General features: G+C 37.1%; 16 protein-coding genes. 3 read left to right on the forward strand and 13 right to left on the reverse strand.

All coding sequences use genetic code 11. The features are described from left to right. Nucleotides 1-506: 506 nt before the first annotated feature. Together C7K43_RS06905 and C7K43_RS06910 are read left to right on the forward strand one after the other, a co-directional pair. Complete coding sequence (locus C7K43_RS06905; protein ID WP_124006196.1) at nucleotides 507-2084, forward strand: PucR family transcriptional regulator; 1578 nt, start codon at nucleotides 507-509, stop codon at nucleotides 2082-2084. A gap of 369 nt (nucleotides 2085-2453) precedes the next feature. Next, nucleotides 2454-2942: an EF0163 family protein gene (locus C7K43_RS06910; RefSeq protein WP_124006197.1), complete on the forward strand. Its 489-nt coding sequence runs from the start codon at nucleotides 2454-2456 to the stop codon at nucleotides 2940-2942. A 146-nt stretch (nucleotides 2943-3088) separates the two neighbouring features. Here C7K43_RS06910 and C7K43_RS06915 read toward each other — a convergent pair whose 3' ends face one another. The 11 genes from C7K43_RS06915 to sufC all read right to left on the reverse strand — a co-directional run bounded on the left by C7K43_RS06915 (nucleotide 3089) and on the right by sufC (nucleotide 15733). Continuing rightward, nucleotides 3089-3835 (reverse strand): 2-keto-4-pentenoate hydratase, encoded by a 747-nt coding sequence (locus C7K43_RS06915; protein WP_124006198.1) that lies wholly within the window; start codon nucleotides 3833-3835, stop codon nucleotides 3089-3091. 18 nt (nucleotides 3836-3853) lie between these two features. Next, nucleotides 3854-4795, reverse strand: coding sequence for an L-lactate dehydrogenase (locus C7K43_RS06920; RefSeq protein WP_124006199.1), 942 nt, complete (start codon nucleotides 4793-4795; stop codon nucleotides 3854-3856). Nucleotides 4796-5006: 211 nt separating this feature from the next. Then, nucleotides 5007-6035, reverse strand: a complete 1029-nt coding sequence (locus C7K43_RS06925) for a branched-chain amino acid aminotransferase (RefSeq protein WP_124006200.1) — start codon at nucleotides 6033-6035, stop codon at nucleotides 5007-5009. A 555-nt stretch (nucleotides 6036-6590) separates the two neighbouring features. Beyond that, nucleotides 6591-7325 (reverse strand): hypothetical protein, encoded by a 735-nt coding sequence (locus C7K43_RS06930; protein WP_124006201.1) that lies wholly within the window; start codon nucleotides 7323-7325, stop codon nucleotides 6591-6593. 38 nt (nucleotides 7326-7363) lie between these two features. Next, nucleotides 7364-9226, reverse strand: coding sequence for an ABC transporter ATP-binding protein (locus C7K43_RS06935; RefSeq protein WP_124006202.1), 1863 nt, complete (start codon nucleotides 9224-9226; stop codon nucleotides 7364-7366). After that, on the reverse strand, nucleotides 9216-10955 hold the full coding sequence (locus C7K43_RS06940; protein WP_124006203.1) for an ABC transporter ATP-binding protein: 1740 nt from the start codon (nucleotides 10953-10955) through the stop codon (nucleotides 9216-9218). Before C7K43_RS06940 ends, C7K43_RS06935 begins: the two co-directional genes overlap by 11 nt. A 194-nt stretch (nucleotides 10956-11149) precedes the next feature. After that, on the reverse strand, nucleotides 11150-11851 hold the full coding sequence (locus C7K43_RS06945; protein ID WP_124006204.1) for an NAD-dependent protein deacylase: 702 nt from the start codon (nucleotides 11849-11851) through the stop codon (nucleotides 11150-11152). 112 nt (nucleotides 11852-11963) lie between these two features. Beyond that, nucleotides 11964-12437 (reverse strand): Fe-S cluster assembly sulfur transfer protein SufU, encoded by a 474-nt coding sequence (gene sufU, locus C7K43_RS06950; RefSeq protein WP_124006205.1) that lies wholly within the window; start codon nucleotides 12435-12437, stop codon nucleotides 11964-11966. After that, nucleotides 12424-13659, reverse strand: coding sequence for a cysteine desulfurase (locus C7K43_RS06955; RefSeq protein ID WP_124006206.1), 1236 nt, complete (start codon nucleotides 13657-13659; stop codon nucleotides 12424-12426). The genes sufU and C7K43_RS06955 overlap by 14 nt, the downstream gene beginning before the upstream one ends. Next, nucleotides 13656-14948 carry a Fe-S cluster assembly protein SufD gene (gene sufD / locus C7K43_RS06960; RefSeq protein WP_124006207.1) on the reverse strand — a complete coding sequence of 431 codons (1293 nt, stop codon included), beginning with the start codon at nucleotides 14946-14948 and terminating at the stop codon, nucleotides 13656-13658. Before sufD ends, C7K43_RS06955 begins: the two co-directional genes overlap by 4 nt. A gap of 14 nt (nucleotides 14949-14962) precedes the next feature. Beyond that, nucleotides 14963-15733, reverse strand: a complete 771-nt coding sequence (gene sufC, locus C7K43_RS06965; protein WP_124006208.1) for a Fe-S cluster assembly ATPase SufC — start codon at nucleotides 15731-15733, stop codon at nucleotides 14963-14965. 177 nt (nucleotides 15734-15910) lie between these two features. Between sufC and C7K43_RS06970 the strand changes: the two genes are divergently transcribed. After that, nucleotides 15911-16369: a GNAT family N-acetyltransferase gene (locus C7K43_RS06970; protein WP_124006209.1), complete on the forward strand. Its 459-nt coding sequence runs from the start codon at nucleotides 15911-15913 to the stop codon at nucleotides 16367-16369. 110 nt (nucleotides 16370-16479) lie between these two features. On the opposite strand, the gene C7K43_RS06975 is transcribed toward C7K43_RS06970, so the two are convergent. Both C7K43_RS06975 and pnp read right to left on the reverse strand, forming a co-directional pair. Beyond that, on the reverse strand, nucleotides 16480-16890 hold the full coding sequence (locus C7K43_RS06975; protein WP_124006210.1) for a hypothetical protein: 411 nt from the start codon (nucleotides 16888-16890) through the stop codon (nucleotides 16480-16482). Nucleotides 16891-17027: 137 nt separating this feature from the next. Next, a complete protein-coding gene (gene pnp / locus C7K43_RS06980) occupies nucleotides 17028-19172 on the reverse strand; it encodes a polyribonucleotide nucleotidyltransferase (RefSeq protein ID WP_124006211.1) in 2145 nt (714 codons plus the stop codon). Nucleotides 19173-19369 lie beyond the last annotated feature (197 nt).

Genomic DNA, 19369 nt, shown 5'->3' on the forward strand with positions numbered 1-19369 from the left:
TTTTAAAGCAGTATATGTCTTTGAGCGATTTTTATATTCAACCAGAAAAAACCACTGATTCCGGCTAAACACAGGTAGAAAGATCCGATAAAAAAACAAAACAACTAAAGATAAAAAAATATAAATTATAAGTTATATCTATTTTATATCTTTTTTGTAAGCGCATCAAAAAATAACGCTTATACATTTTATAAATACTATCTAAAGGGATCTGTTATTGTTAATTGGTGGCTAAACTAACTAACATTACCTGGTTTGCTATAACCAATGTAATGAAAGTCCGATAAAACAGAGAGGAACCAAAGCAGCTGCAAGTAGAGAAGTCCTTAGCAGCCAATATATAAACGAAAGGGGAAGATTCTTGCTCAGCTTTAATGTAATATTGTTCAACTTTGGTTCCTCTTTCTACTTCTTTATTGTAAAGTTTGTTATTTACGTTTACACTAGATAAGCGGATAAAAGAAGGCGCTTTTTTTTATCCAATTAGATGAAAGTTGGTGAAAATCTTGAGACTCAAAGAACTAATGGCAACAAAGCTATTTAAAGAATGCAATCTATTAATAGGAAATGAAGGTTTAGAAAATACTATCAGTTCTGCTATGATTTTAGAAACGCTCAATATTGAAAATTATTCTTCACAAAATCAACTAGTCATGGCTACTTTATATGAGTTTCAAACTGCTACTAAAGAAGAAAGCAAGCAGTGCTTTCAGAATATGGAAAAACAAGGAGTGAGTGCTTTAATTATCAAGCTAAATACTACGATAAAAGCGATACCAAGCTACCTAGTCGAACAAAGTACTGCTTACCATATTCCTTTAATCGAAGCTCCGGAAACCGTCAGTTATGAAAAAATTCTGCTGGCTATTTATGAGCCAACTTTAAAAAAGCAAGAACATTTACTGCGAACTTATTATGAAGTACGGCAAGAGTTTACTAAAGTCGAACGCAATTTACGCTCTTTTGATCAAATTATGGAGACCTTTTATAAGCTGATTCAATTACCTTGCTCATTAAAAATTCCTAACTTAGAGGTGGATCTTCACTATGGTGAACGATTTGATGAATACGAATCCGTTCAACAGGAATTTTTAGAAACAACTGAATTCACTAAAAACACTTATAAAAAGCTTACCTTATTTTTATCAGGGGAAAACAAATGGAAAACCACATTAGAAACCCAGATCACCTCGCCTATTGCCGATGAAGGGGTTTTAAGAGTCTATCAAAAAGACGGAGCAACCATCCAGTCTGATTTAATGATCCTTGAAAATGCGATTGACTTGATCCATGAACAAATTCAAATTGTCTTTCTACTGAAAAAACATCACTACACCCGGATGAATAATTTAGCAGATGCTATCTTGCAAAACCCTCCAGAAAAAACAGACGAGCTAGACAATCTATTAGACGAAGCAAATATTAATTCTTATCCTTATTTTCAAGGGATTGCCTTCAGTTGTAAAAATAAAGAATCGCTACAAAAAAACAAAGGAGTCATCAAAAAATTACGTTATTTGAGAAATTTAACGATTTACTTTGACCATCACAAATGTACTGTTATTTTATATAACTTAAAAAATGAAAATGACTTCATTACTAAAGACGAAATCAAACAACTTTTTACTGAAGACAGTCAGACCCTTGAGCAATTTCGTTTCTCAATTAGTCAAACAAAACAAAAAGGCAGCTTAAAAGAAATCCTATTAGACTGCTTAGATGGATTACGTTTTAACAATTCTTTTTCACTTGGCCCTATTGTGTCGTTTAATGATTTAGGTGTTTTCCAAATTTTTATGCGGGATAACGGTCCTAAACAAATGATGGAAGCTATTCCCAATAATTTAATAAAATTATGGTTAGAAAATAGCGAGTTATTCGAAACATTGTATACTTTTTTTAAAAATAACCGTAATTATAAGAAGACTTCTGAAGTACTTTTTATGCATTCAAAGACTGCCCGCTACCGTATAAATAAAATCTCAGATATCTTAATGCTTGATTTTTTTGATCCTATACAAGTAGTTAATTACGAGCTAGCAACTTATTTTCTTCATATGAAAAAAAACACTACGGTTGAGTAATACTTATTACTTTGTATCTTTCATAAAACAGTTCGTATGCGATCATTTTTTCTCTATGAATACTGCTACAGAAGCATGCATTGATAGCAGTTAATGAGTAAATAGACCACCTTCATTTTCCATTTGATTTTATCTTTTCTTACCAAGGAGGTTGTTGGCGCTTTCATTCTAGCAGATGTACGATAAAATATATTACTGGACAAACGATCCATGTTAATGGCTAACTGCTGATTATTACTACTAGCGCAGTATGAGAACTGCGCTAGTTTTTTTATGTTAAATAAACGTTTTATTTAGGAAAAATTCCATTATCATAAACCAAAAAGAATTGTTATAATAGAATTAACAATATTTGGGGAGTGGAGAACCATGAGAAAACGTCAGATTTTGTTATGGGTCGCAGGAATTATCCTTTTTGTGATTAGTGTCTTTTACCTAATACGTCTAAGCCAACGTGAAGATGATTTTTTTCTAGAAGAAACAACTGAAGCAATCAGCGAAACATCTGAAACAACAACTAATTCTACAGAACAAAACACTACACCGCAAACCATTTTAGAAAGCTTTGGCGAAAATTGGCTAAATTTCTCTAGCATCACTGAAAGAAATCAACAAGTAAAAGATTATATGACAGAAGATGCCATAAAAAATAGCCAGCTTGACTCAGAGTCAGAAGAAGAACGTGAAAGCACGGGAATGATCAAAACGATTACTCAAGATATTGAACACCCCCAGAAATATATCCTACTGGGCGAAGAAACCACCCAAGGAGAAACCGAAGAAGTTATTTTAGAAATTGATTTAACGGATGACCCCTCCCCTAAAATCAGTCACTTTGAATTCAATTATAAAGAATAAAAAAACTATAATATAAGCAAAAACAAGACAAAAATATCCGAACTATAGAGTTTGCGACGAGTAATCGCAGAAGTACTCTCTATAGTTCGGATATTTTATTAACAAAGGAACTTCTCTTACAGTCCCTTAAAATTTATGGAATTATTTTAATCAGTTACTTCTAAATTAACTGTCCCTACGTTTTCAAATTCAGCTTTGTAATGCCCTTTTTTCAATGGTTCCGGTAATACAAAAGTACCAGAAGAAATAAACTGCCCAGTTTCTATTTTTTTCCCGTGTTTTTCCAATTCTTTGGCTAACCAAACCACAGCATTTGCTGGATGTCCTAATACTTCTGTTGAAGGGCCTTCTTTTACAAACTCATTGCCAAACGTTAATGTTGCCTTAACATTGTCCACATCAGCATAAGTGAATTTTTGAGGTTCGCCCATAGCAACAGCCCCATTCACCGCGCCATCGGCAACCACTTCATATAAAGTTGCCTTAGGGAACCAACCTTCATAACGCCCATCGGAAACTTCAATGCCAGGAGCTAGGCGGCATTTTTCAAAAACTTTTTCCGGTGAATCGCTAGGAAAGATAGGTTCATCTACTAGAAAAACAAGTTCTAATTCTAACAGTGGACTATTATATTCTTGTAATGACACTGTGTTTTTAATGGTTACATCTGTCATCCCACCATATAATGGAGAGTCACTAGCAAAAAGGTTTTGCGTTTCTTTACTTGTCAAACTGATCTTATACCCGGCAAGTTTCTCGCCATCTTTTTCTTTTAGCTTCAATACTTCGTCTTGAATTTGATAAGCTTCTGTCTTTTCATGAAGATCTAGTTCGCCTAATTTTAAAGGTGTATTTTTCTTATATGCTTGATAAAGTTTTTCAACTGCTGTCATAAACCGTCCCCCAAAGATTTATTTATTTTGTAAATTTTTCAGTGTTTCATCAAATCTAGTTTGTATATATTGCGCAGAGAGTTCTAACTTTTCTGCCTCTTTCTCTGTTAAATCAAGATGCAAAGCTTCTACTATACCGTTTTTGCCTACGATCGCCGGATAAGAAAGATAAGTCCCATATTCTTGGCGAAAGTTGGAAACAGGAAGTTCCGCTCTGGCATCACTCATTACTACATCAGCTAAGCGTACGGCCGCCGTGGCAATCCCGTAATTCGTATAATTTTTACCGTGCAATACAGTGAAGCCTCCAGCACGAGCAATCTCATCTAACTGATCAAAATCGACTGCGCGTTCTTTAGCAATCTCGGTAATGGGTTTTCCTAAAACACTCACTGTCGACCAAGCGGTAAATTGCGAATTCCCGTGCTCCCCTAAGTTATAACCGCCAACCGAACGTGGATCAATTTCAAACACTTTACCCACTGCTCGTTTCATCCGTGCGGAATCAAGTAAAGTTCCTGTTCCAATGACTTGATTAGTAGGAAGCCCCGTCATCGTTTGATAAATTGAAGTAATAACATCACACGGATTCGTAATAGCAATTAATACACCATTAAACCCTGATTCTTTAATGTTTAACGCAACCATTGCAGCTTGCTCACTAGTAAATGGCAGCTCAACAAAACGATCATTGCTAGTATTGCCTTGTAATAACTTAATATTTCCTATAGCTGAGATGACAACATCTGCATCTTTTAATGCTGAATAGTCATTAACAGTAAGGTTCACATGAGAGACTGCGTTGGCCATCGCATCTGCAAAATCCAAAGCATCTGCATTGACTTTGGCTTCATTGATATCAATTAGAACCAACTCATCGGTTAACCCTTTTGCAATAATATCATGGGCAACCGTTGAACCCACATTTCCCATACCAATTACACCTATCTTACGAGCCATTAACTCCCTCCTCCTACATTAATCTAAAGTAATCGTAGATATTGACCTTTTTTTGCATATTTAGGTCCTACAGCTTCTTTTATGGACTCTTCTTTTACTAACTTGGGTCTGGAAACTTCTCTTGCACACCCTACTATTGCTGACTTAGGTCATTAACTTCTTTTGCAGACCTTTCTCAGCTTACATTTTTTGCCTAATTCGATAATTTTATTTAGACCTCAACCTTTTGAATCCAGCCTTCTGGAGCTGTACGATCGCCTAATTGAATACCAACAAGCTCATCATATAGTGCTTGTGTTTTTGGTCCCACTTCTGTTTCGTTATTAAAAGTATATTTTTTATCATGATAGGTTAAAGAACCAACAGGAGAAATCACAGCAGCGGTCCCCATGGCGCCCGCTTCAACGAATTGATCTAGATCTTCGACTGCAATTGTTGTCTCTTGAGGATTCAACCCTTGTTTTTGGGCAATTTCAAATAATGATTGCTTAGTGATCGATGGCAGGATCGAATCTGATTTAGGAGTTAAAAACTGTCCATCTTTGGTAATTCCGTAAAAATTAGCGCCGCCAAATTCATCGATGTATTTATGTTCTCTTGGATCTAAATACAAGCAATCCGCGTACCCTTCTTTTTTTGCTTTCATTGCTGGATACAAACTACCTGCGTAATTTCCTGATGTTTTTACTTGACCAGTACCAGCAAAAGCAGCACGGTCAAAATCGCTAATTAGATAAGGCGTAGGCGTCAATCCTTGAACATAGGCGCCAACAGGTGTTGCATAAATCCGGAATTGGAATTCTGATGAAGGGGCCACGCCAACAATGGAATCTGTCCCAACCATAAATGGCCGAAGATACAAAGAACCGCCTGTTCCATAAGGAGGGACAAATTCTTCATTTGCACGGACAACTTCTTTGACTGCTTCTACAAATTTATCGGCAGGATAAGGTTCCATCGCCATCCTTTCTGCTGAATTTTCAAAGCGTTGTGCGTTCATTTCTGGTCGAAAAAGGTTGATGCTGCCATCTTTTTGTCGATAAGCTTTCAATCCTTCAAAAATTTCTTGCCCATAATGTAAAACTTCTGCTGCTTCAGAAAGATACATGGTTGCATCCGTCGTTAGTTCGCCTTCTTGCCATTTGCCATCTTTAAATTCTGCTTTAAAACGATAAGGCAAGTCCCGATAATGAAACCCCAAATTATTCCAATCCAAATCTTCTACTCTTTGTTTCGCCATATAAAAATCCCCCTCGACTAAAATTAAAAAACTACAACAACGAAATACGCCCCACAAAGCGTATGCTTTATAGGGCGTTTCCACGGTACCACCTATTTTTGTTTTGACTTTTGATCAAACCCTCAACGTACAACTAGACCACATCTCAGCAATACGCGTCCCCTTTAATGGTGGGCAACCAGCAAAAATGTTCATTTTTACCACTCCGAGCTGATCAATTTGAAGGCGACGTTGATTTTTCCCAGCAACAAAATCTCTCTTAAAACGTCTAATGCCTCAAATAATTCTCATCATTGTGTTTTTCGTTGTTTATTTACTGAATAATCTAACTCTTCTGACAAAAGAAGTCAACCTTTTTTCTAAAAATTTTCAAAATTAAGACAATAAGAGATAACTAACAAAATTCTAGCAATCAAATACCAACCAAAGTAAAGTCCTGCGTGCAAAAATAGTTTTGATAAATAAACAAAAACCCGCCTAATTTAATCGATAGAAATTAGGCGGGCCACTTTTTAAAACTTCATCTCTTTTTTTAGTTTCTTACTTTATCAGTCGTTAAGCAAGGAGTGCTTTTTGATACCTTTGATAAAAATCTTTTCCGTAATTATGCATAATCAGCCGTTGCCAGTCAAAATCGACCTGCTCTTCTTTTAAAATCGGTTGTATCCATTGGTTTGTCGGCAAAAGTTTCAATAGATGGTGCCTGGAAAACTGAGAAAATAATAAGTTTCTTCCATATAACCTTGCTAATTGAGCTTGAAAATGGAAAGCATCAAACGGCAAAAGTAACGTATTCACATTATTACGATTTGTTAAAAACAACTCAGCCTCCATAAAATCCGTTTGCAAGTTCAGTGACTTTTTTTTAAAAGCAGCAAAAATTTCTTCTGGTAAACGAACCGCCCAAACTAAACCTTTTTGCTGGCACTCATCCAACATATGCAAAATGGCTAACTCACTTTGGGTCATTTGATACCAGCTCTCGGATTTCTCACTACCGTGGAGTTTCTTTTGTATTTCTTGCGGTAAATGAATTAAATCGGCAGGTGAGCCAATATCAAGTGATACTTGCTGAGCATTTTTCAACCATAGGGGATGATCTGCAATACGTAAAGTCATCCACTTGTTTTGTCCTCTATACTCAGTTTGACACAACAAACTATAGACGCTCATATCTGTTTTTGAAATATTGTAGGCAAATAAACTTATAGATGATGGCAGCTCTTCTTTTAGGACAGTAACTATTTGCTTTTGCCCTAGTTTGCGGGTTTGTTCTTGATCTAACTGCATTTATAAGATTATCCTTTCTAATATCTTTCGGCCTACAATTAAGACAATTCTAATTTACCTGTATACAACTGGTAATATGTCTTTTTATTTTCAATTAATTGAACATGTGTCCCTCGCTCAATGATACGTCCGTGATCTAAAACAATGATTACATCAGAATTTTGAATAGTCGACAATCGATGGGCAATCACAAAGACCGTTCGTCCTTCCATTAACGAGTCCATACCATTTTGCACGAGTTTTTCTGTCAATGTATCAATACTTGAAGTTGCTTCATCTAAAATCAATACCGGATTGTTGGCTAAAGCAGCCCGTGCTATAGACAATAATTGTTGTTGTCCTTGGGAGAGATTCGATTCTTGCCCATTAATAACTGTATCATAACCATCTGTTAAGTTTTCAATGAAATGGTCGGCATTTGCCAATTTAGCTGCTGCAACCACTTCTTCATCAGTTGCTTCTAGATTACCGTAACGGATATTTTCTCTAATCGTACCGCTAAATAAATTGGTATCTTGTAAAACCATTCCAAGAGAACGACGCAAATCTGCTTTTTTGATTTTTTTAATATCGATACCATCATAGAATATTGTTCCTTGGTCAATATCATAAAATCGATTAAGCAAATTGGTAATCGTAGTTTTTCCAGCTCCCGTTGCTCCGACCAATGCGACCTTTTGTCCGGGATGTGCATAAAGAGAAATGTCATGAAGGATCGTCTGATTTTCTTTATAACCAAAAGTGACGTGGTCAAAATCAATCTTACCTTTTACTTCAATGTACTCAACACTACCATCCGCTTGTGGCTGTTTCCAGGCCCATCGGTCGGTATGATAAGTACTTTCTCGCAACTGTTTTCCTTTTTGCTCAACACTGACTAACGTTACCACCCCAGTATCTCCTTCAGGTTTTGTATCAATTAGTTCAAAAATCCGTGCTGCTCCAGCCAAAGCCATCACGATAAAGTTGACCTGTTGTGAAATCTGGTTAAGCGGACCACTAAAACTCCTACTTAACTGCAAGAAAGCAATCAGTGTCCCAATAGATAAGGTAATGATTCCTTCAATCGATAAGATTCCACCAACTAACGCAATCAAAACATATTGTAAATTCCCCAAATTGATCATGATAGGTAATAATATATTTGCCAATTGGTTGGCTTTTGAAGTGTCTTCAAATAATCGATCATTTTTTTGCACAAAACCACGTTTGGATTCTTCTTCATGAGTAAATACTTTGACGACTTTTTGACCAAACGTCATTTCTTCAATATAACCATCCACATCACCCAAGGAGCGCTGTTGATAGACAAAATAACGAGAACTTAGGCCAGCAATCTTTTTTACCACAAAATAAATCAGACCTACTGTAAATAAAACCACAAAAGTCAATGGAACATTCAACGTTAACATCGCAATAAAAACACCGATCATTTGGGTTATCGCTTGAAAGACTTGAGGGATACTTTGTGAGATCATTTGTCGCAGCGTATCAATATCGTTGGTATAGTGACTCATGACATCACCGGAAGGATTCTCATCAAAAAACCGAACAGGCAAAGCTTGCATTTTGGCAAACATATCATCTCGAATATTCTTTTGAGTACCTTGACTTACTGTAACCATGATTCGATTAAACAATAAAGACGAGATCACACCGATCAAATAAATTGCACCCATAACCAGGATGATATTTAAAAGTCCAGTATAAACCGGATTTGTTTGCGCTAAAAGCGGGGTAATATAATCATCGACAACCCGTTGGATAAATAAGGAACCCAGTGTGTTCGCACCTGTACTCAGCAAGACAAACAGAATCACAAACATCAAATTTATTTTATAATCGCGCCAAATATAACGAAGGATACGTAGCAAAGGCGCTAGTGTTGTATTATTTCGCATTTGCTCCACCAAATCCTTTCGTTTGCGCTTCATAAATCTCTTGATAGATAGAACTAGTTTGCAGCAATTCGTCATGTGTTCCTATATCTGTAATTTGACCATTATCAAGAAACAGAATTTTATCTGCATCCTGAACAGAAGTAATCCGTTGTGCAACGATAAATTTGGTAGTATAAGGCATTTTTGTCCTAAAAGTCTCAAGAATCTTAGATTCAGTCTTCGTATCCACAGCGCTCGTTGAATCATCCAAAATTAAAATCTTAGGATCTTTCAGTAAAGCGCGGGCAATACATAGACGTTGCCTTTGACCCCCAGAAACATTTGAGCCACCTTGTTCAATATAGGTTTGATAGCCATCAGAAAGTTCTTGAATAAATTCGTCTGCTTGTGCCATAACACAAGCATCTTTAACTTCTTGTTCAGTTGCTGCAGGATTTCCCCAGCGTATGTTTTCCATAATTGTGCCAGAAAATAGAACATTATTTTGCAAAACAACGCCAATATTTTGTCTAAGGGTATCCGTATCATAGTCTCGCACATCTTTTCCTGCCACTTCGACACGTCCACCTGTCACATCATATAAGCGTGGAATCAATTGAACAAGTGTAGTCTTAGAACTTCCCGTACCACCCACAATGCCGACTGTCTCTCCAGTTTTGACTGAAAAAGAGACGTCTTTTAAAGCATTATGCTCAGGATCTGTCGGATACTGAAAAAAAACGTGATCAAAACGGATTTGCCCATCAGCAAGTGTTTGTAATGCAACATCATTATTTTTTAAATCGCTCTCTTCTTCCATCACTGCTACCACACGCTCAGCAGAAGCTTGAGAAATCAAAAGCATGACAAAAACCATTGAAAACATATTTAAGCTAATTAAAATTTGGAAAGTATAAACAAATAAACTAGACAATTCCCCTGTAGACATTGTCTGGTCCACAATCAAATGAGCGCCCACCCAGGAAATAAGCAAGATACAAATATAAGCCGACGACTGCATGAGCGGTTGATTAAAAGCTAATAGTTTTTCGGCTTTGGAAAAACGTTTATAAACAATTTTCGAAATGTTCTGAAATTTATTTATTTCAAAAGCCTGACGTACATAAGATTTGACTACCCGTATCCCATGTAAGTTTTCTTGTACGATATTATTCAAATGATCATAACTCCGAAAAACACGTACAAAAATAGGATGGACTTTCCGCCCAATAAAAATAAGTGTCCCTGCTAAAAATGGAGCGATCCCAATAAAAATCAAGACCATATTGGGGTTAATCAAAGCCGACATAATAATTGCAAAAGTAAACTGAACTGGGCTTTTGATCATAATACGTACTAACATTTGATAAGCATTTTGTAAATTTGTCACATCAGTGGTCATTCGCGTAATCAAGCTGGGAGCCGTAAATTTATCAATATTGGAAAAAGAGAATCTCTGGACATTAAAAAATAAGGTTTTTCGCAAGTTTTTAGCAAAGCCAGCGGATGCAATTGCGGCATATCGTCCAGACAAAGCGCCAATGATCAACCCTACTAATGCTAATAAAATAAGGAACCCGCCGATCTGCCAAACAACTGCAGTATCTCCTTGCGAAATACCACTATCAATAAGAATTGCCATCAACGTAGGAATTAAAATTTCTATAAACGATTCAAAAATCACTAATATCATACTAAGAGCAGTCGGCCTTTTATATTCACCCACAGAACTCAGAAGTTTTCTTACCACACACAAGGCCTCCTTTCACACATTTAAAACTATTATAGCAAAAAATAAAGCGGTTGCTGAAATAAATCTAGATTTATTTCTTATTAGAGAGATTATTGATAAAAAGCCGAAAAATAGCATCTTCAAAAATAAGGGGTATTTTCCGGCTAATTCAAGCAAGATGATGTTGTAAGTTACCTTTCATTGCTTGGCTACTAAACTTCTACTTGATCAAATTCTTTTACTGCGTCTCCTTTGATCATCTTGCCATTTGAAGGCAGTGTGATAGCATCGCGGTTAACTGCAATCATTTTCGCATTGGGTGCAGCGTATTGAATCAAGCTTGCAAAAGGATAGACCACAAAAGAAGTCCCGACTACAACGATTAAATCAGCTTGACTGATTGCTTCAACTGATTTTTCGATTTTTCCAGTATCAATTGCTTCTTCATATAATACAATGTCTGTCCGTAAGATACCACCGCAATTTTCATGATACATACTAGACAAATAGTCTTCCAGTGCAACAGTCCGACCACACTTTTGGCAATAAATATGATAGATGTCGCCATGAAACTCTATTAAATGTTGTGGATCTGCGCCGGCTGAAAGATGCAGCCCTTCCACATTTTGAGTAATAATATCTGCTTTTCCTTTTTGGGTAAATTCAGCCATTTTTTGATGGATAACGTTAGGTTTTGCTTCTGGGTGGATCATATGTTGTTTGACAAACTCATAATGTTTTTCTGGTTCATTGATCAAGCAAGGATGACTTAATAAATATTCCGGTGAACCTCCTGTAGAATATAAGCCATTTTTCGAACGATAATCAGGGATACCCGATGCCGTTGAAACCCCGGCGCCAGTTAAAAATACAACTTTTTTTGCAGAATGCAATAATTCGTTTAATTCACTCATACTTTTTCCTCCTTAAAGTTCATTGCCATTCAAATTCTTCTATGCACAAAAACACACAAGATACTACGTTCTCGTGTGTTTGATTCACAATGGTCTATTAACAGATCACTTTTTATCCATCATGCTTAATAAAACCCGCATCGGCTACACCTGAATTTGGATCTTCCAGTGCTTTTTTCAACGCATTCCAAGAAAGAGTAGCACATTTGATGCGAGCAGGAAATTTTGACACCCCATTGAGTATTTCAGCATCACCTAATTTTTCGACTTCTTCTACTTCTTTTCCTTGAACCAGCAAAGAGAAATCTTCTGCTAAAGCCATGGCTTCTTTTACCGTTTTCCCTTTAACTGCTTCAGTCATCATCGAAGCACTCGCTGTTGAAATCGAACAACCATGTCCAGAAAAGGCGATATCTTTTATTATGCCATCTTCAGTCTGCAGTTCCAAATGAATCACATCGCCGCAGGTTGGATTATTCATTTCGATATGTTGACTAGAATTTTCTAGCGTCCCATGGTTATGCGGATGACTGGAGTGATCCAAAATAACTTGACGATATAAATTTTCTAATTTAGAAAGTGCCATGTTCGAAAAACTCCTTTGTCACTTTGATCGCTTCCACTAAACGATCTGCATCTTCCTTTGTATTATATAAATAAAAACTTGCACGTACCGTAGCAATAACATCCAAATATTCTAAAAGCGGCTGAGCACAGTGATGCCCGGCGCGAACAGCCACACCTTCCATGTCTAAAGCAGTTGCCACATCATGAGGATGCAGGCCATCCAAGTTAAAAGCAATCACGCCAGTATGATCATGAGGATCAGCTGGGCCATAAATTGTCAGACCGTCGATTGCCTGTAGTTGCGGCAATACATAATGAACCAATTCTTTCTCATGACGATAAATATCGGTAAGCCCAATTTTATTTAGATAGTCAATCGCGCTGCCTAAACCGATACCGCCAGCAATGTTAGGCGTACCCGCTTCAAATTTCCAAGGCAATTCGGTCCAAGTGCTTTCGTACGGATGAACAAAATCAATCATTTCGCCACCAAATTCCACTGGCTCCATCTGTTCTAACCAGTTTCGTTTACCGTATAATACACCAATTCCCGTTGGACCACACATTTTATGACCAGAAAAAGCATAAAAGTCAGCATCTAGCTCTTGAACATCCACTGGCATATGGGGAGCTGCTTGGGCGCCATCTACTACCATTATCGCTTGATGATCGTGTGCTAAGCTAGCTAATTCAGCGATTGGGTTAATTACACCCAGGACATTTGAAGCATGCGTGATCGCCACAATCACCGTTTTATCCGTCACTTGTTGGCGGGCTTTTGTCATGTCTAAAAAGCCGTCCTTTGTTAAAGGAACATATTTCAGTACTGCTTTTTTTCGTTTAGCTAACTGCTGCCAAGGAACTACATTAGAATGGTGCTCCATATAGGAAATCACAATTTCATCGCCTTCTTGGACAAAAGCATCGCCAAAACTTTGAGCTACCCAGTTCAAACCAGTTGTTGTTCCGCGGGTAAAGAGGACTTCAGCCGCTTCCTTGGCATTAATTAATTGGCGTACTTTTTCCCGTGCGTCTTCATACTTTTCAGTTGCACGTTCAGCTAAAGTATGAACGCCGCGATGAACATTGGCATTATCTTCATGATAGTAGGATCCAATCGTTTGTAAAACAGCCTCAGGCTTTTGAGTCGTTGCTGCATTATCCAAATATACGAGCGATTCATCATTGATCACTTGATTTAAAATAGGAAATTCTTGACGAAGATGTTCAGCATTTATCACGCATCTACCTTCCTTTCAATGACATTAATTAATTCCTTTTCCACTTCTTTTACCGGTATTGCGGTTAAAACTGCACTCAAAAATCCACGAATGACTAATCGTTCGGCTTCTTCTTTTGGTAGCCCTCGACTCATCAAATAATACATTTCTTCAGGATCTACTCTTCCTACACTAGCAGCATGGCCAGCTGTTACCTCATTTTCTTCAACCAATAAAATAGGATTGGCATCACCACGTGCCTTATCAGAAAGCATCAATACACGACTTTCTTGTTGTGCATCTGAACCTTTTGCCCCTTTTAAAATATGACCGATACCATTAAAAGTCAAAGTTCCACGATCACGGATAACGCCATGTTGCAAGATATGTCCCACTGAATGAGGCGCCTTATTGGTAACACGCGTATCGATCGCTTGTTTTTGGCGTCCAGCGCTGATAGCAACTGCTTTAACTTCTGCGTGGGAGCCTTCACCTTCTAACTCAGAATCAAAATCACCTATCACGTCACCTTCGTTCATAACACCCATGGCCCAGTCAATCGAAGCATTACGTAGCAAATAACCTCGTCTTTTTATATAGCAAGAAAGGTTTTCTCCTAATTGATCAATTCCCGAAAACTTAATTTTGGCATCTTTTTGCGCGATTACTTCTACAATAATATTACCAGACACTTTTTTAGCCAAACTGCCTTCTGTCATAAATCGTTCAAGATAACTAAACTCACTATTTTCTTCTGCTACGATTAATACATGTTTAAAGAAATGAGCAGGCAAGTCACCGTCATGATGAAAAATCGCTTCGATTGGTTGTTCAATTACCACATTTTTAGGGACATATAAAAACAAACCGCCATTCATAAAAGCTGCGTGGGCAGCTGTTATTTTGTCTTCATCCATAGGGACCGACTTGGTCATATAATACTCTTTAACTAATTCTGGATACTTTTGCATAGCGGTAAATATATCGGTGAAAATAACGCCTTTATCTACTAATTCTTGTGGCAATTGTTCAAAAATAACAGTATCATCTTGTTGAACTAAAATGGGGCTTTCTCTATTCTTATCAAAAGCAGGAATTTTAGCGGTTGCTTTTTTGCCATTAATTAGACTATCATCATCAATGTTAAATAACGGCCAACGATCATAGCGTACCCGCTCAATTCTTCGCAGATCCAAAGTATCTGCTTTTTTTAACGCAGCTTGGCGTATTTTATACATCCAATTAGGTTCTTTTTTATAAGCTGAAAAAGCGTTAACTGCGTCAAGATGATTTATCAAATTTTTCTGCATGTCACTTGACCTCCTTACGCTTCTTCCTTATATTCAATTCCTAGTTCTTTACTAATACCGGCATAGCCTTCATTTTCCAAACGTTTTGCTAATTCTGCATCTCCAGTCAAAGCAACACGCCCATCCATCATGATATGTACCACATCAGGTGTAATATAATTTAATAGCCGTTGATAGTGAGTAATAATTAATGCGCCAAAGTTTTCACCACGCATTTCATTTATACCTTTGGCTACAACTTTTAACGCATCAATATCAAGCCCCGAATCAATTTCGTCTAAGACAGCAAAAGTTGGTTTTAACATCATTAATTGTAAAATCTCATTACGTTTTTTTTCACCGCCAGAAAATCCTTCATTTAAATAACGTTCAGCCATTTCTTCAGGCATATTCAACAGTTGCATTTTTTGGTCTAATTCCTTTAAAAATTGCATGACTGAAATTTGATCCTCTTCTGCTCGTTTAGCATTGATTGAAGCTCGCATAAATTCAGCATTGGTAATGCCAGGAATTTCACTAGGATATTGCATCGCTAGAAACAACCCTAGACGTGCACGCTCATCCACTTCCATCTCTAGAACATTTTGGTCATCATACAAGATTTCTCCTTTGGTTACTTCATAGTTGGGGTTGCCCATAACGGCAGCTGATAGAGTAGATTTTCCTGTACCGTTTGGTCCCATGATGGCATGAACTTCGCCTGTATTAAGTGTAAGATTAACCCCTTTTAAAATTTCTTTATTTTCAATGGTTACATGTAAATCCTTGATTTCTAAAACGGACATTGATTTCCCTCCAAGTTCATTTGTATTCTCATTCATTGTAGACCAATTGTGAATGAAGTTCAAACGCTAATATCGAACTATTTTGGTTGCTTAAAACTAATTTTTTATAAATTTGAGTTAAATATTTAGTAAAATTCGTTTGTTTTGTTATACTTTACATAAAAGGAGGCGATTTCAATGAGGTATCATTTGGAACCGATCACGCAAAACAATTGGCGCAAAATCATACAGTTAGCAGTCGCGCCTAGTCAAGCCGAACTAATCGAAGATAATACCGAGTCTCTATTAGAAGCTGCTTATGACTCATCTTATAACTGGACTCCCATCGCACTATGTGTGGACAATAAAATTGTCGGGTTTGCCATGATCGGAGCAGAAGACAAGCAAAATAGGACCATCTTGTTTGACCGTTTCATGATTGATCATAATGCACAAAAACAAGGCTACGGTCATGCGCTTTTCCAAGCAGTTTTAACTTATTTAGAAGATCGCTTTAAAGTGGATGACGTTTATATTCGAGTACACCAAAAAAATGAACAAGCAATCCCTTTTTATGAATCATTTAATTTTGAGCTAACCGGAGAAGTGGATCCTAAAACGGGCAAGAAACTGATGTTACGCTCAATCCAACGGTAAATAAAAAAGCTGAGACAAAACGAACAACTTGAACAACCACGTTCAACGTTAAAAAGAAGTTTGTCTCGGCTTTTTTTATGTTATTCAAGCTATAACGCTTAAATAAAGCATCATACTTTTTTTATAAATTGATGATGACATTGGGAACAGGTTATTTTTAATTTCCCTTTGCCTTTAGGTGCACGTAATGCTTTCTTACATTCTGGACAATGAAAATAAACATACGATTTACGATTTTGAAAAGCTTCTTTTTTTAATTTGAAGAAGTTTTTAATTTTATTCTGCCAACGTAAATATTTTTGGTTTTCATTGGAGCGAACGTAAATTCTTTTGGAAAAAAAGCGATAATAAACGATAACTAATAGCACTAAAGGTAATATTCTCAATAACAGTGTTGAGGAAAAAACGTTAAGAATAAATAACACCGCCGTTAAAATGAGTAGCATTTTATTTAACGGATCAAAAACGCCGTAGCGTCCGCGCATAAATTGAATAATTTTATTTTGCCAATTTGATTGCATGTACCATTCTCCTATTTATTTATTGTTCCTATCGTAGCATTTGTTGAAAGGAAAAACAATTTTACAAAAGCTTTTTATATTCGTTAAAAAACCTTACCAGCAAACAACTACTGCTGATAAGGTTTTTTACGTTTCATTTATTTTTTATCGTTCTTATTATCTTTTTTATCCTCTTGCTTATCGTCTTTTAGCATTGCTTTTCTGGAAAGATTAATACGACCTTGTTTGTCAATCTCAGTTACCTTGACAAGTACTTCATCTCCAATATGAAGCACATCTTCCACTTTATTAACACGTTCGTTTGCTAATTGTGAAATATGGACTAAGCCATCCTTACCTTTGGCAATATTAACGAAAGCACCAAATTTTTCAATCCGAACAACTTTGCCTAAATAAACTTCGCCCGGTTTAATTTCTTTGGTCAAATCTTTAACGATCCCAATTGCTTTTTTAATCATTTCCGCATCAGAAGAGGCAATTGATACATTACCTTCTTGGTCGATATCAATTTTAACACCTGTTTCATCAATGATGCCGTTAATTGTATCGCCGCCTTTACCGATCACTTCTTTAATTTTTTCAGGGTCAATCGAAATCATTTCAATCTTCGGAGCATACGGACTTAGCTCTTCTCTTGGTTGAGCAATCGTTGAGTTTAATTGTTGTAAAATTTCCATCCGTGCTTGTTTAGCTTGGGTTAAAGCTTCACGTAGAATTTGTTCAGTAATACCTTGGATTTTGATATCCATTTGCAAAGCGGTAATCCCATCTTTAGTTCCGGCAACTTTAAAGTCCATATCGCCTAAATGGTCCTCCATACCTTGAATGTCAGTCAAGATCGTATAATTTTCACCGTCTGATACAAGTCCCATTGCAATACCAGCAACAGGAGCCTTGATAGGTACACCTGCATCCATCAATGCTAGAGTTCCCGCGCAAATACTTGCTTGTGAAGAAGAACCATTGGATTCCAAAACTTCAGCAACTAAACGGATAGTATAAGGAAATTCTTCTTCACTTGGAATAATTTGAGCTAGCGCTCGTTCACCTAACGCTCCGTGGCCAATTTCTCGACGTCCAGGAGAGCCTGCCCGACCTGTTGATCCCACACTAAATTTAGGGAAGTTGTAATGATGAATGAAACGTTTAGATTCTTCTACGCCTAGACCATCGATGATTTGATGCTCACCTAAAGGAGCTAACGTACAAGCGGATAAAGCTTGCGTTTGTCCACGAGTGAATAAACCTGAACCATGGACACGCGGCAGTAATCCTACTTCAGAAGAAAGATCACGAATTTCATCTACTTTTCTGCCATCAGGGCGTATTTTGTCAATGGTGATCAATTCGCGTACAACATCTTTTTCTAAATCTTCGGCAATTTGACTCACTTCACTGACTAAATGTTCGGCATCTTCGGCTTCTAGCTCAGCAATTTGTTCTTCATAAGCTTCCTTAACGGTTGCTTTTACATTTTCAATTTCATCTTCGCGCGCTAATTTTTCTTCTGTTAAAACAGCCGTTTTCATTGTTTGATAATAAGCATCATAAATAGTCTTTTGCAAGTCTTCATCCACTTGTAATAAAGAAATCGTCATTTTTTCTTTACCACAGCTAGCTGTAACTTCTTCTTCAAAAGCTACTAATTCTTGGATTGCTGCATGACCGAACATCAATGCACCTAACATATCTGCTTCAGAAGCTTCTTGAGCTCCTGACTCGACCATATTAATTGCTTCGCCGGTACCGGCAACTGTCAAATCAATGTCTGATTTTTCGTGTTGTTCTACCGTTGGGTTCAAAACATATTCACCATCAATACGTCCAACCTCTACCCCTGCGATTGGACCATCAAACGGGATATCTGAAATTGATAGTGCTAATGACGAACCTAACATCGCTGCCATAGCTGGCGAACAATCTTGTTCAACACTCATAACAGTATTGGTTACTTGGACTTCATTACGAAAACCTTCAGCAAACATTGGTCGGATAGGACGATCGATTAACCGCGCAGTCAATGTTGCGTCAGTACTAGGACGACCTTCTCTTTTAATAAACCCGCCTGGTATTTTTCCTACAGCATACATTTTTTCTTCATAATTAATGGTCAATGGGAAAAAATCTGTTCCTTTTGCTTCTTTTGAAGCCACAACTGCACTTAATACAACTGTTTCGCCGTAACGAACCAGAACAGCGCCATTTGCTTGTTTAGCAAGTTGTCCAACTTCTACTTGTAAGGGACGTCCGCCCCAAGTTGTTTCAAAAACTTGTTTTGTCATAACTTCTCCTTTTCCACTGTGCGCGTAGGCTTGCTACTAAACAAATAAAAACATTGAAATGATTCAGTGCTTTTATTTGGTTAGTAGTTAAGCCAAGCCACAACAGTCACAGCTTTTTAATAAATTCACCAAATTCCTTTAGAACATGGTGGTTACTTCATATGATTCAATTTTGAATCTCTTTGATCGTTGAATCG

It is taken from the genome of Tetragenococcus koreensis (assembly GCF_003795145.1).
In the GTDB taxonomy this organism is placed as follows: Bacteria; Bacillota; Bacilli; order Lactobacillales; family Enterococcaceae; genus Tetragenococcus; species Tetragenococcus koreensis.

Bases quoted from the DNA above. Each gene is read 5' to 3' on its own strand.
- C7K43_RS06910 (WP_124006197.1), top strand. From the start codon at position 2,454: ATGAGAAAACGTCAGATTTTGTTATGGGTCGCAGGAATTATCCTTTTT.
- C7K43_RS06915 (WP_124006198.1), bottom strand. From the start codon at position 3,835: ATGACAGCAGTTGAAAAACTTTATCAAGCATATAAGAAAAATACACCT.
- C7K43_RS06920 (WP_124006199.1), bottom strand. From the start codon at position 4,795: ATGGCTCGTAAGATAGGTGTAATTGGTATGGGAAATGTGGGTTCAACG.
- C7K43_RS06925 (WP_124006200.1), bottom strand. From the start codon at position 6,035: ATGGCGAAACAAAGAGTAGAAGATTTGGATTGGAATAATTTGGGGTTT.
- C7K43_RS06930 (WP_124006201.1), bottom strand. From the start codon at position 7,325: ATGCAGTTAGATCAAGAACAAACCCGCAAACTAGGGCAAAAGCAAATA.
- C7K43_RS06935 (WP_124006202.1), bottom strand. From the start codon at position 9,226: ATGCGAAATAATACAACACTAGCGCCTTTGCTACGTATCCTTCGTTAT.
- C7K43_RS06945 (WP_124006204.1), bottom strand. From the start codon at position 11,851: ATGAGTGAATTAAACGAATTATTGCATTCTGCAAAAAAAGTTGTATTT.
- sufU (WP_124006205.1), bottom strand. From the start codon at position 12,437: ATGGCACTTTCTAAATTAGAAAATTTATATCGTCAAGTTATTTTGGAT.
- sufD (WP_124006207.1), bottom strand. From the start codon at position 14,948: ATGCAGAAAAATTTGATAAATCATCTTGACGCAGTTAACGCTTTTTCA.
- sufC (WP_124006208.1), bottom strand. From the start codon at position 15,733: ATGTCCGTTTTAGAAATCAAGGATTTACATGTAACCATTGAAAATAAA.
- C7K43_RS06970 (WP_124006209.1), top strand. From the start codon at position 15,911: ATGAGGTATCATTTGGAACCGATCACGCAAAACAATTGGCGCAAAATC.
- C7K43_RS06975 (WP_124006210.1), bottom strand. From the start codon at position 16,890: ATGCAATCAAATTGGCAAAATAAAATTATTCAATTTATGCGCGGACGC.
- pnp (WP_124006211.1), bottom strand. From the start codon at position 19,172: ATGACAAAACAAGTTTTTGAAACAACTTGGGGCGGACGTCCCTTACAA.